The organism is Streptomyces sp. NPDC090021 (assembly GCF_044748225.1).
GTDB lineage: Bacteria > Actinomycetota > Actinomycetes > Streptomycetales > Streptomycetaceae > Streptomyces.
The window spans coordinates 120,472-133,784 of the sequence record NZ_JBIVFO010000001.1 but is presented as its reverse complement, the minus strand read 5'-3'; the positions used below and the strand labels follow the sequence as shown (position 1 = coordinate 133,784).

The window sequence follows — 13,313 nt, the reverse complement described above, 5'->3', positions numbered from 1 at the left end:
ATCGCAGAGGCGCCCCCCATACCCTGGACAGCCGGGGCCCGTGCCCCCGCTCTCTCAAGAAAGGTGCGGACCGGCGTGACCGACCGTCTCATCGTTCGTGGCGCTCGCGAGCACAACCTGAAGAACGTCTCGCTCGACCTGCCCCGCGACTCGCTCATCGTCTTCACCGGACTCTCCGGGTCGGGCAAGTCCTCCCTGGCCTTCGACACGATCTTCGCCGAGGGGCAGCGCCGCTACGTCGAGTCGCTCTCGTCGTACGCCCGTCAGTTCCTGGGGCAGATGGACAAGCCCGACGTCGACTTCATCGAGGGCCTCTCCCCGGCCGTCTCGATCGACCAGAAGTCCACCTCGCGCAACCCGCGCTCGACGGTGGGCACCATCACCGAGGTCTACGACTACCTCCGCCTCCTCTTCGCCCGCATCGGCAAGCCGCACTGCCCCGAGTGCCGCCGGCCCATCTCGCGCCAGTCGCCGCAGGCGATCGTGGACAAGGTGCTCGCGCTTCCCGAGGGCAGCCGTTTCCAGGTGCTCTCGCCGCTCGTGCGCGAGCGCAAGGGCGAGTTCGTCGACCTCTTCGCCGACCTGCAGACCAAGGGCTACAGCCGGGCGCGGGTGGACGGGGAGACCATCCAGCTCTCCGAACCGCCGACGCTGAAGAAGCAGGAGAAGCACACGATCGAGGTGGTCATCGACCGCCTCACGGTCAAGGACAGCGCCAAGCGCCGGCTGACCGACTCCGTCGAGACGGCCCTCGGCCTCTCCGGAGGCATGGTGATCCTGGACTTCGTCGACCTCGCCGAGGACGACCCCGAGCGTGAGCGGATGTATTCCGAGCACCTCTACTGCCCCTACGACGACCTCTCCTTCGAGGAGCTGGAGCCGCGCTCCTTCTCCTTCAACTCGCCCTTCGGCGCCTGCCCCGAGTGCACCGGCATCGGCACGCGCATGGAGGTGGACCCCGAGCTGATCGTCCCGGACGAGGACAAGTCCCTCGACGAGGGCGCGGTCTCGCCGTGGGCGCTCGGCCACACCAAGGACTACTTCCAGCGGCTGATCGGCGCGCTCGCCGGGGAGCTCGGCTTCCGCACCGACATCCCCTGGGCCGGGCTGCCCGCCCGCGCGAAGAAGGCCCTGCTGTACGGCCACCGGACGCAGATCGAGGTCCGCTACCGCAACCGGTACGGGCGCGAGAGGGCCTACACCACGGCCTTCGAGGGCGCCGTGCCGTTCGTCAAGCGCCGGCACGCGGAGTCCGAGAGCGACGCCAGCCGCGAGCGCTTCGAGGGCTACATGCGCGAGGTGCCCTGCCCCACCTGCGAGGGCACCCGCCTCAAGCCGATCGTGCTCGCCGTCACGGTGATGGAGAAGTCCATCGCCGAGGTCGCCGCCATGTCGATCAGCGAGTGCGCGGACTTCCTGGGTCGGATGCGCCTCGACGCCCGCGACAAGAAGATCGCCGAGCGGGTCCTCAAGGAGGTCAACGAGCGGCTCCGCTTCCTCGTGGACGTCGGTCTGGACTACCTCTCCCTCAACCGGGCCGCCGGCACCCTCTCCGGCGGCGAGGCGCAGCGCATCCGGCTCGCCACCCAGATCGGCTCCGGCCTCGTCGGCGTCCTCTACGTGCTGGACGAGCCCTCCATCGGCCTGCACCAGCGCGACAACCACCGGCTGATCGAGACGCTGGTGCGGCTGCGGGACATGGGCAACACCCTCATCGTCGTCGAGCACGACGAAGACACCATCAAGGTGGCCGACTGGGTCGTGGACATCGGTCCGGGTGCGGGCGAGCACGGCGGCAAGGTGGTCCACAGCGGTTCGCTCAAGGAGCTGCTGAAGAACACCGAGTCGATGACCGGGCAGTACCTGTCGGGGAAGAGGTCCATCGAGATCCCGGACATCCGCCGGCCCGTGAACGGCGAGCGGAAGCTGACCGTCCACGGCGCCAAGGAGAACAACCTGCGGGACATCGATGTGTCCTTCCCGCTGGGCGTGCTCACGGCCGTGACCGGCGTCTCGGGCTCCGGAAAGTCGACCCTGGTCAACGACATCCTCTACACCCACCTGGCGCGGGAGCTGAACGGCGCCCGCTCGGTGCCGGGCCGCCACACCCGGGTGGACGGGGACGACCTCGTCGACAAGGTGGTCCACGTCGACCAGTCGCCCATCGGCCGGACGCCCCGGTCGAATCCGGCGACGTACACCGGCGTCTTCGACCACGTGCGCAAGCTGTTCGCCGAGACGATGGAGGCGAAGGTGCGCGGCTACCTGCCGGGCCGCTTCTCCTTCAACGTCAAGGGCGGACGGTGCGAGAACTGCTCCGGCGACGGCACGATCAAGATCGAGATGAACTTCCTGCCGGACGTCTACGTCCCGTGCGAGGTCTGCCACGGCGACCGGTACAACCGGGAGACGCTGGAGGTCCACTACAAGGGCAAGTCCATCGCGGAAGTCCTGAACATGCCGATCGAGGAGGCGCTGGGCTTCTTCGAGGCGGTGCCGACGATCGCGCGTCACCTCAAGACGCTGAACGAGGTCGGACTGGGCTACGTCCGCCTCGGCCAGTCCGCGCCGACCCTGTCGGGCGGTGAGGCGCAGCGCGTGAAGCTGGCCTCCGAGCTGCAGAAGCGTTCGACGGGCCGGACGGTCTACGTGCTGGACGAGCCGACCACGGGTCTCCACTTCGAGGACATCTCGAAGCTGATCAAGGTGCTGTCCGGGCTGGTGGACAAGGGCAACTCGGTGATCGTCATCGAGCACAACCTGGACGTCATCAAGACCGCGGACTGGGTCATCGACATGGGCCCCGAGGGCGGTTACGGCGGCGGCATGGTGGTGGCCGAGGGCACGCCCGAGCAGGTGGCCTCGGTGGGCGCGAGCCACACGGGCAAGTTCCTGCGGGACATCCTGGGCGCGGACCGGGTCTCCGACGCGGCAGCGTCCCCGGTGCGGGCCGCGGCGAAGAAGGCCCCCGCCAAGAAGGCCGCCGCCGCGAAGAAGGCGGCCCCGGCCAAGAAGACGGCGGCCAGGAAGACGACGACGCGGGCCCGTAAGGCCTAGTTCTCGGGGGTGTCCTGCGCTCGGCTCAGCAGGACAGGAGGGGGCCGGCAGTCGTGCCGGACCCCTCCTGCCGTCCGCGGCCGCGCGGGGACGCCCCACCGCGTGGCCGGCCGTCGCCGGGTCCGTCGGGCTCGCCGGGTCCGCCGGGTCCGTCGGGTCCGTCGGGTCCGTCGGGTCCGCCGGGCTCGCCGGGTCCGTCGGGTCCGTCGGGTCCGTCGGGTCCGTCGGGAAAGCCTCCGGGACGGGGACGCGGGGGACCCCGCCGGCGCGCGGTAGGCCGGTCGGGGTGCGCCCCCGGCCGCGGCGCGGACTCACCCACCCGCGGAAGCCGATCGGGAGCCGGGGCCGGTGGCAGGCGGTCCTGGACGGGCCGGCCGGCAGGCCGCCGCGATGCCCGTGGCAACGGCCGCTATGCGCTCAGCTCCGCCGCGTACGGGGGATCGGCTCCCGGGCGGGTGCAGGTCAGGGCCGCCGCGTGGGCGGCGTAGGCCAGGACGTCCGGCCAGTCCACCGATCCGCCCGGAGCCGCCGCCAGGCGGTGCAGCAGGGCCGCGTTGACCGTGTCCCCCGCCCCAATGGTGTCCGCCACCGCGACCGGGCGGGCCGCGGCCGAGTGCTCGGCGCCCTCCCGGGTCCAGACCGTCAGACCCGCCGCTCCACGGGTCAGCACCACCGCCCGGGGTCCGGCCGCCAGCCAGTCGCCGACCCGGCCGCCCAGCCAGGCCGCGTCCTCCTCCGACAGCTTCAGGACGCCCGTGTGCGGCAGCAGCCGCTCCATGAGGCGGGCGCGGTGGCCCGCCGGGTCCGCGATGAGCGCCGGCCGGATATTGGGGTCCAGCAGGGTCAGCAGCCCGCGCCGCGCCTCCCGGCGCAGCAGGGCCTCGTACGCGCTCGCGCCGGGCTCCAGGACCAGCGAGCAGGTGCCGAGCCCGAGGGCCCGTACCCCCTCGGGGAGGGCCGGCGGCAGGGTGAACAGGCGGTCCGCCGTCCCCTCGACGTAGAACCCGTACGAGGCCGAGCCGTCGGGGGCCAGGGAGGGCACGGCGAGAGTGGTCGGCTCCGGCCCGCGCTGGACCAGCGACACGTCCACCCCCGCCGCCCGCAGTCCGGCCAGCAGGTCCTCGCCGAAGCCGTCCGTCGAGACGCGGGAGCAGAAGGCGACCTCGGCGCCGAGCCGCCCGAGCGCACGCGCCGTGTTGTACGGTCCGCCGCCCGGCCTGGGCAGCAGCGCACCCGGCGGCCCGGCCGCGGGCACCAGGTCGATGAGGGCTTCTCCGCCGACGACGATCACGCGGAGGAAGGTACTCCATGGGGCGGCGGTATCGTCGGGTGGGCCGTACCGGGGCCGGGCACCGGACCGGGTCCCCCGCCCGCACCCCCGCGCCACCGCCGTCGCCCCGCCCCGCCCCGCTCCCGCAGCACCCCAGGAGAACCGCATGTCCGCGCCGCAGTCCGCCGCCCGCCGTACCGTCCTCAAGGGCGCAGCCGCGCTCGCGGGCGCCGCCGGCGCCGGGGTGGCGCTCACGGCCTGCTCCACGCGGACCAACAGCGGCGGCAACACCCCCGCCACCCCCACCGCACCCGTGGAGCTCGGCGCCGCGGCCGACGTCCCGGTCGGTGGAGCCAAGCTCTACCGGGAGCGGAAGCTCATCGTCAGCTGCCCGTCGGAGGGCAGCTACAAGGCGTTCAGCGCCCAGTGCACGCACGCCGGCTGTGTCCTCGACAAGATCGTCGAGGGGGAGGGGAACTGCCCCTGCCACGGCAGTCGCTTCGACGTGGCGACGGGCAAGGTCCTCAGCGGCCCGGCCGAACAGCCGCTGCCGGAGGTGCCGGTCCGCGCGGAGAACGGCAGGCTCGTCGCGGGCTGACCCGTGCCCCGGCGGCGGCGCGTCTCAGTCCCAGTCCCAGGCGATCCCGAGGATGCCGCGCCGCACCGCCTGCTCCACCAGGTGCACCGCCCGGTGCCGGCCGTTCGGCGTCAGGTCCGCCAGGCCGGTGCGCGGGGCGTCCGGCCCGGTGCGGGCGAAGCGCCGGCGCCGCGGACGGACCGCACGGACCGCAGACCCGCGCCGGAGGCGTACGGTTCGTTGTCGGCGCGCGCCAGTAGGGTGGTTGGCATGGCCGACCCTTCCAGCTACCGCCCCCAGCCGGGGCAGGTCCCCGATTCCCCCGGGGTCTACAGATTCCGCGACGAGCACCGCCGGGTGATCTACGTCGGGAAGGCCAAGAGCCTGCGCCAGCGCCTGGCCAACTACTTCCAGGACGTCGCGGGCCTGCACCCCCGTACCGCCACCATGGTGACCACGGCCGCCTCCGTGGAGTGGACGGTGGTCTCCACCGAGGTCGAGGCGCTCCAGCTGGAGTATTCCTGGATCAAGGAGTACGACCCCCGGTTCAACGTCAAGTACCGGGACGACAAGAGCTACCCCTCCCTCGCCGTCACGCTGAACGAGGAGTACCCCCGGGTCCAGGTCATGCGGGGCCCCAAGAAGAAGGGCGTGCGCTACTTCGGTCCGTACGCCCACGCCTGGGCGATCCGCGAGACCGTCGACCTGATGCTGCGGGTGTTCCCGGTGCGGACGTGCTCCGCCGGAGTGTTCAAGCGCTCCGCCCAGATCGGCCGGCCCTGCCTCCTCGGCTACATCGGCAAGTGCTCCGCGCCCTGCGTCGGCCGGGTCACCCCCGAGGAGCACCGCGAACTGGCCGAGGACTTCTGCGACTTCATGGCCGGCCGCACCGGCGCCTACCTCTCCCGGCTGGAGAAGGAGATGCAGATCGCGGCCGAGGACATGGAGTACGAGAAGGCCGCCCGGCTGCGCGACGACATCGGGGCGCTGCGCCGCGCCATGGAGAAAAACGCCGTGGTGCTCGCCGACGCCACCGACGCGGACCTGATCGCCGTCGCCGAGGACGAGCTCGAAGCCGCCGTGCAGATCTTCCACGTGCGCGGCGGGCGCGTCCGCGGCCAGCGCGGCTGGGTCACCGACAAGGTCGAGGCCGTCGACACGGCCGGGCTCGTCGAGCACGCCCTCCAGCAGCTCTACGGCGAGGAGCAGGGCGAGGCCGTCCCCAAGGAGGTCCTGGTCCCCGCGCTCCCCGAGGACGCGCCCGCGCTGGCCCAGTGGCTCGCCGCGCGCCGGGGCTCGCAGGTCAGCCTGCGGATACCGCAGCGCGGCGACAAGAAGGCACTCATGGAGACCGTCCACCGCAACGCGCAGCAGTCCCTCGCACTGCACAAGACCCGGCGCGCCGGTGACCTCACCACCCGCTCCCGGGCCCTGGAGGAGATCGCCGAGGCCCTGGAGCTGGACGGCGCACCGCTGCGCATCGAGTGCTTCGACATCTCCCACCTCCAGGGGGACGACGTCGTCGCGTCCATGGTCGTCTTCGAGGACGGTCTGGCCCGCAAGAGCGAGTACCGGCGCTTCCAGATCAAAGGTCGTGTCGGAGACACACAGGTCTGGCACGGCGAGGGGCAGGACGATGTCCGGTCCATGCACGAGGTGGTCTCCCGGCGCTTCCGCCGCTACCTCCTGGAGAAGTCGAAGACGGGGGAGTGGGACCCCCAGGACGGCGAGGACGGGCCGCCCGAGGACGACGGGAAGCCCAAGCGCTTCGCCTACCCGCCCCAGCTCGTCGTCGTCGACGGCGGCCGGCCGCAGGTCGCCGCCGCCAGGCGGGCCCTGGACGAGCTCGGCATCGACGACGTCGCCGTCTGCGGCCTGGCCAAGCGGCTGGAGGAGGTCTGGCTGCCCGGCGAGGACGACCCCGTCGTCCTGCCCCGCACCAGCGAGGGCCTCTACCTGCTCCAGCGGGTACGTGACGAAGCCCACCGCTTCGCCATCCAGTACCAGCGCAGCAAGCGCGGAAAGCGCCTGAAGTCGGGGCCGCTGGACGAGGTGCCGGGCCTCGGCGAGAGCCGTAAACAGGCCCTGGTGAAGCACTTCGGTTCGGTGAAGAAGCTGAGACAGGCGACAATCGACCAGATCTGCGAGGTCCCGGGCATAGGACGGAAGACGGCCGAGACCGTTGCCGCCGCCCTCGCCGGGGCGGTCCCCGCCGGTCCAGCCGTCAACACGGCCACAGGAGAGATCATTGAGGATGAGAATCCCGCGTCGGCGGGAGCATCGTCCGAACGGGGGACCGAGCAATGACCGAGCACGAGACCACGCACGACCGAGACGGAGCACAGGTGAGTACGGGCACGACAGTGGAGCCCGGCGAGACCGCCGAGGCGGCCATCCCCGAGCTGGTGATCATCTCCGGCATGTCCGGGGCCGGCCGCAGCACGGCGGCCAAGTGTCTGGAGGACCTCGGCTGGTTCGTCGTCGACAACCTCCCGCCGGCGCTGATCCCCACCATGGTGGAGCTCGGTGCCCGCTCCCAGGGCAATGTGGCCCGGATCGCGGTCGTCGTCGACGTCCGCGGCCGCCAGTTCTTCGACGCGCTGCGCGAGTCCCTCGCCGACCTCGACAGCAAGGGCGTCACCCGCCGCATCGTCTTCCTGGAGTCCTCCGACGACGCGCTGGTGCGCCGCTTCGAGTCGGTCCGCCGCCCGCACCCCCTGCAGGGCGACGGGCGGATCACCGACGGCATCGCCGCCGAGCGCGACCTGCTGCGCGAGCTGCGCGGCGACGCCGACCTGGTGATCGACACCTCCAGCCTCAACGTGCACGAGCTGCGCGCCAAGATGGACGCCCGGTTCGCCGGGGACGAGGAGCCCGAGCTGCGGGCCACCGTCATGTCCTTCGGCTTCAAGTACGGCCTCCCCGTCGACGCCGACCTCGTCGTCGACTGCCGCTTCATCCCGAACCCGCACTGGGTCCCGGAACTGCGTCCCTTCACCGGGCTCAACGAGGAGGTGTCGGGGTACGTCTTCAGCCAGCCCGGCGCCAAGGAGTTCCTCGACCGTTACACCGAGCTGCTCCAGCTCATCGCCACCGGCTACCGCCGCGAGGGCAAGCGGTACGTGACCATCGCGGTCGGGTGCACGGGCGGCAAGCACCGCAGCGTGGCCATGTCCGAGAAGCTCGCCGCCCGCCTCGCCTCCGAGGGAGTCGAGACCGTCGTCGTACACCGGGACATGGGGCGCGAGTGACCGCACGGACCCCGCGGCTGAGCCGCCTGCGCCGCCTCACCCCGGGACGGGGAGAGGAAGGCGCGGGCCGCTCCGGCCGCCGGAGGGGCGCCACGCCCAAGGTGGTCGCGCTCGGCGGTGGCCAGGGCCTGTCGGCCTCCCTCGCCGCCCTGCGCCGGATCACCGGTGACCTCACCGCGGTGGTCACCGTCGCCGACGACGGCGGCTCCAGCGGACGGCTCCGGGAGGAGCTCGGCGTGCTGCCGCCCGGCGACCTGCGCAAGGCGCTGGCCGCGCTGTGCGGTGACGACGACTGGGGCCAGACCTGGGCCCGGGTCATCCAGCACCGCTTCCAGTCCGAGGGCGACCTGCACGGGCACGCCGTCGGCAACCTGCTGATCGTCGCCCTCTGGGAACAGCTCGGCGACCCCGTCCAGGCCCTCGACCTGGTGGGCCGGCTGCTGGGCGCCCACGGCCGGGTGCTGCCCATGTCGGCGGTGCCCCTGGAGCTCCAGGCCCTGGTCAGGGGCCACGACCCGGCCCGCCCCGAGGACGTCGACACCGTCCGCGGGCAGGCCACGGTGGCGCTGACCCCGGGCGAGGTGCTGTCCGTACAGGTCGTGCCCAGCGCCCCGCCGGCCGTGCCGGAGGCCGTCGCGGCCGTCCTGGACGCCGACTGGGTGGTGCTGGGCCCCGGATCGTGGTTCTCGTCCGTGATCCCGCACCTGCTGGTGCCGGAACTCCTGGACGCGCTGATGGAGACGAAGGCCCGGCGGGTCCTCTCGCTGAACCTCGCGCCGCAGCCCGGCGAAACAGAGGGCTTCTCTCCGCAGCGTCATTTGGAGGTTTTGGCCCGACACGCCCCTAAACTCGCCCTGGACGTGGTGCTGGCCGACGAGGCCGCCGTGCCCGACCGCGAGTCCCTCGCCGATGCCGCGAAACGGTTCGGTGCCGCGGTCGAGCTGGCCCCCGTGGCCAGGCAGGACGGCTCGCCGAAGCACGACCCGGAGCTGCTGGCCGCCGCGTACGACCGTATTTTTCGGATGCATGGAAGGATCGGCCCATGGCGATGACGCCTGCGGTGAAGGACGAGATCTCCCGCCTGCCCGTCACCCGGACCTGCTGCAGGAAGGCGGAGGTCTCGGCGATCCTTCGGTTCGCGGGCGGGCTGCACCTGGTGAGCGGCCGCATCGTCATCGAGGCGGAGCTGGACACCGGGATCGCCGCCAGACGTCTGCGCAAGGACATCCTGGAGATCTTCGGCCACTCCTCGGACCTCGTCGTGATGGCGCCCGGCGGACTGCGCCGCGGCAGCCGCTACGTGGTCCGCGTCGTGGCCGGCGGTGACCAGCTGGCGCGCCAGACGGGCCTCGTGGACGGCCGGGGACGCCCCATCCGGGGTCTTCCCCCGCAGGTGGTCTCCGGGGCCACCTGTGACGCCGAGGCGGCGTGGCGCGGCGCCTTCCTGGCCCATGGCTCGCTCACCGAGCCCGGCCGGTCCTCCTCCCTGGAGGTCACCTGCCCCGGCCCGGAGGCCGCCCTGGCCCTGGTGGGCGCCGCCCGCAGGCTCTCCATCGCCGCGAAGGCGCGTGAGGTACGCGGCGTGGACCGGGTCGTGGTCCGCGACGGCGACGCCATCGGCGCCCTGCTCACCCGGCTCGGCGCGCACGAGTCGGTGCTGGCCTGGGAGGAGCGGCGGATGCGGCGCGAGGTGCGCGCCACCGCCAACCGCCTCGCCAACTTCGACGACGCCAACCTGCGCCGCTCGGCACGCGCCGCCGTGGCCGCCGGAGCACGTGTGCAGCGCGCCCTGGAGATCCTGGGCGAGGAGGTTCCCGAGCACCTCGCGGCGGCCGGCCGGCTGCGCATGGAGCACAAGCAGGCCTCCCTGGAGGAGCTGGGCGCGCTCGCCGATCCGCCGCTGACCAAGGACGCGGTCGCCGGCCGGATCCGGCGCCTGCTCGCGATGGCCGACAAGCGGGCCCAGGACCTCGGCATCCCGGGCACCGAGTCGAACCTCGACCTCAGCGAGGAGATGGCCGACAACATGGCCGGATAGCCCGGGCACCGCTCCACGGCTACGTCACAAGGGGCTCGCGCGATCACTCGGGCGGGCCCTTCGCGGCATGCCCCATTGACATGAGCATGGGCGGTCTTGAGTCTGGCGTCCGAACCTTTCGTGGCAGACGACGCCCAGGGGGGCACATGAGTCACCGCGCGAGAGTCATCCTCGCCGCAAGCGCACTCGTCATGGCAACCACGCTCGCCGCACTGCCCGCGGCCGCCCAGGCCCAGCCCGGCACCGGCCCCGCGTCCGCAGCCGAGGAGGTCCGGGTCTACGACGCCGACATCACCCGGGAACAGGTGCCGCTCGTCCTCGCGGCCGGCCAGGACGCCCACGAGCTCACCGAGCGCGCCCCGCAGACCGGGACCGCCCGGGTCGAGCTCTTCCTCACCGGAGCCCAGGCCGGCGAGCTGGCAGCCCAGGGCGTCAAGCTCGCCGAGCGCAAGGTCCCGGCCCGGAACCTGGCCAGGGCCGAGGCGGCCGGCGACGGCGTGTTCCGCCCGTACAGCGGCAAGGGCGGCCTCCAGGAGGAGATCCTGCGCACGGCCCGGGAGCACCCGGCGCTCACCAAGGTCGTCTCCATCGGCAGAACCGTCCAGGGCAAGGACATCCTCGCGCTCAAGGTCAGCAAGAACGCGAAGAGGACCAGGGACGGCGCCAAGCCCTCCGTGCTGTACATGTCCAACCAGCACGCCCGCGAGTGGATCACCCCCGAGATGACCCGGCGGCTGATGCACCACATGCTCGACAACTACGGCAAGGACCAGCGCGTCACCGGCCTGGTGGACTCCAGCGAGCTGTGGTTCCTGCTCAGCGCCAACCCCGACGGCTACGACTACACGCACGCCGCCGACGGCCGGCGGCTGTGGCGCAAGAACCTGCGCGACAACAACGGCGACGGGGTGATCACCACCGGCGACGGCGTCGACCTCAACCGCAACTTCGCCTACAAGTGGGGCTACGACAACGAGGGCTCCTCGCCGAACCAGGCCGGCGAGACCTACCGCGGCCCCAGGGCCTCCTCCGAGCCCGAGACCGTCGCGCTCGACGCCTTCGAGAAGCGCATCGGCTTCGAGTACGCCGTCAACTACCACTCCGCCGCCGAGCTGATCCTCTACGGCGTGGGCTGGCAGGTGGCCACCCCCACGCCCGACGACGTGGCCTACAGGGCCCTCGCCGGCACCCCCGAGAACCCGGCCGTGCCCGGCTACCACCCGCAGGTCTCCTCCGAGCTGTACACCACCAACGGCGAGGCCGACGGCCACGGCGCCAACGTCAACGGCATCATGATGTTCACGCCGGAGATGACCACCTGCCAGACCGCCGCGGCGAGCGACCCGGACGACCGGTGGAAGCCCGAGGACTGCGCCTCCGGCTTCAACTTCCCGGACGACGAGAAGCTCATCCAGGCGGAGTTCGCCAAGAACATCCCCTTCGCCCTCGCGGTCGGCGAGAGCGCCGCACGCCCGGACCGCCCGGCGTCCTCCGTCGGCCTGAGCGCGGCCGACTTCACCCTCGACCCCTTCACCACCTCCTACGCGGCCCGCGGACAGGACCAGGAGGTCGCCGTCACGGCCCGCAAGGCGCTGAAGGACAAGGAGCTCAACTACCGCATCAACGGCGGCCGTACGCACGACGAGGACCTGGAGGCCTGGAAGGGCGGCGAGGTCTACGGCGGCGAGGACAACAACTGGTTCGACGAGTACCGCGCCGAGGTCGAGGGCGCGAAGCCGGGCGACAGGGTCGAGGTCTGGTTCACCGGCCGCGACCGCTCCGGCAAACGGGTCTCCAGCGAGCACTTCACGTACACGGTGGCCGAGCGCCCGCGCGCGGACGTCCTGGTGATCGCCGAGGAGGGCGCCGCCGCCCGGCACGCGCAGACGTACGTCGACGCGCTGCGCGCCAACGGCCGGTCCGCCGCGGTCTGGGACGTCGCCGTACAGGGCGTCCCGCACCACCTCGGCGTGCTCTCCCACTTCCGCACGGCCGTGCACTACACGGGAGCCACGTCGCCCGGCGGGGACACGCAGTTGGCGGTCCGCGACTTCCTGAACGAGGGCGGCAGGCTGATCGAGGCAGGAGAGCTGGCGGGCGGCAGCGCCCAGGTCGGCCGCGCCGTGACCAACGACTTCAGCCAGTACTGGCTGGGCGCCTACGGCCGCAGCAGCACCCCCGGCGCCACCGGCTTCGCCGGCACCGGCACCCTGCAGGGTGCGCAGGGCGGACTCGGTGACGCCGCGGGCAACCCGCTCAACGCCCCCGGCTCGTACACCGTGACCTCCGAGACCCTGGCGCCCGCGCAGTTCCCGCAGTTCACGAGCGCGCAGGCGGGCCGGTACACCGGCGTCACGAACCCGTACGCCCCCTACGCCGGTACCGGGATGGCCTCGGCCCTCCACACCGACAGCGACTGGAAGCGGCTCGTCCGCACCATCGACCTCACCGGGGTGACCGCCGCCGACCAGCCGAAGCTGAAGCTCGCCCTCAACTGGAACACCGAGGAGGGGTACGACCACGCCGCGCTGGAGGCCCGTACGGCCGGCGGCGACGACTGGACCATGCTGCCGGAGGCCGGCGGTCTGAGCAGCCAGGCCGTCCCGGAGGAGTGCGCGGCCGGGTTCTTCATCAACGGCCACCCGTTCCTGCGCCGCTACCTCACCCTGGACGCCGGCGGCTGCAGCCCGCACGGCAGCAGCGGCCGCTGGAACACCTTCACCGGGTCCTCCGGAGGCTGGAAGCAGGTCTCCTTCGACCTGAGTGCCTACGCGGGCAGGTCCGTCGAGCTCTCGCTCTCCTCCATCACCGACCCCGGCTCGGGCGGACGCGGTGTCTTCGCGGACGAGGTGCGCCTGTCGACCGCCGGCGGGGAGCGGGCGGTCGAGGGGTTCGAGACCTCCCTCGGCGCCTGGACCGCGCAGGGCGCACCCGCCGGAAGTCCCGACGTCCCGGGCGACTGGTCCCGGACGCAGGAGCTGTTCCGCTCCTATGCCTCGGTGACCACGCGTGACACCGTACTTCTGGGCTTCGGCCTGGAACACCTGCCCGCGGCGACGGACCGCGCCCTCCTCGTAGGGAAGGCGCTCCGTTCGCTCAACCGCTGATCAGCGCCACCCT

8 protein-coding genes are annotated in these 13,313 nt (G+C 72.3%); 7 read left to right on the top strand and 1 reads right to left on the bottom strand.

The window, feature by feature from the left end; genetic code table 11:
- The first annotated feature begins 75 nt into the window (after positions 1–75).
- Positions 76–3,057, top strand: coding sequence for an excinuclease ABC subunit UvrA (uvrA, locus tag ACIPXC_RS00640; RefSeq protein ID WP_401611765.1), 2,982 nt, complete (start codon positions 76–78; stop codon positions 3,055–3,057).
- 409 nt (positions 3,058–3,466) lie between these two features.
- Here uvrA and ACIPXC_RS00635 read toward each other — a convergent pair whose 3' ends face one another.
- The gene (locus tag ACIPXC_RS00635) at positions 3,467–4,348 is read right to left on the bottom strand and encodes a carbohydrate kinase (protein WP_401611763.1); all 882 of its coding nucleotides are present in this window, start codon (positions 4,346–4,348) and stop codon (positions 3,467–3,469) included.
- A 145-nt stretch (positions 4,349–4,493) separates the two neighbouring features.
- Here ACIPXC_RS00635 and ACIPXC_RS00630 point away from each other — a divergent pair, with 145 nt between their 5' ends.
- The 6 genes from ACIPXC_RS00630 (at position 4,494) to ACIPXC_RS00605 (ending at position 13,300) form a co-directional block, all read left to right on the top strand.
- Positions 4,494–4,925: a Rieske (2Fe-2S) protein gene (locus ACIPXC_RS00630; RefSeq protein WP_401611761.1), complete on the top strand. Its 432-nt coding sequence runs from the start codon at positions 4,494–4,496 to the stop codon at positions 4,923–4,925.
- Positions 4,926–5,174: 249 nt separating this feature from the next.
- Complete coding sequence (gene uvrC / locus ACIPXC_RS00625; RefSeq protein ID WP_401611759.1) at positions 5,175–7,211, top strand: excinuclease ABC subunit UvrC; 2,037 nt, start codon at positions 5,175–5,177, stop codon at positions 7,209–7,211.
- Complete coding sequence (gene rapZ, locus ACIPXC_RS00620) at positions 7,208–8,155, top strand: RNase adapter RapZ (RefSeq protein WP_386527314.1); 948 nt, start codon at positions 7,208–7,210, stop codon at positions 8,153–8,155. Before uvrC ends, rapZ begins: the two co-directional genes overlap by 4 nt.
- Entirely contained in the window at positions 8,152–9,207 is a 1,056-nt protein-coding gene (gene yvcK / locus ACIPXC_RS00615) for a uridine diphosphate-N-acetylglucosamine-binding protein YvcK (RefSeq protein WP_401611756.1), read from the top strand. Before rapZ ends, yvcK begins: the two co-directional genes overlap by 4 nt.
- Positions 9,198–10,193 carry a DNA-binding protein WhiA gene (whiA, locus tag ACIPXC_RS00610; RefSeq protein WP_030009075.1) on the top strand — a complete coding sequence of 332 codons (996 nt, stop codon included), beginning with the start codon at positions 9,198–9,200 and terminating at the stop codon, positions 10,191–10,193. Before yvcK ends, whiA begins: the two co-directional genes overlap by 10 nt.
- Before the next feature lie 146 nt (positions 10,194–10,339).
- Complete coding sequence (locus ACIPXC_RS00605) at positions 10,340–13,300, top strand: M14 family zinc carboxypeptidase (protein ID WP_401611754.1); 2,961 nt, start codon at positions 10,340–10,342, stop codon at positions 13,298–13,300.
- Positions 13,301–13,313 lie beyond the last annotated feature (13 nt).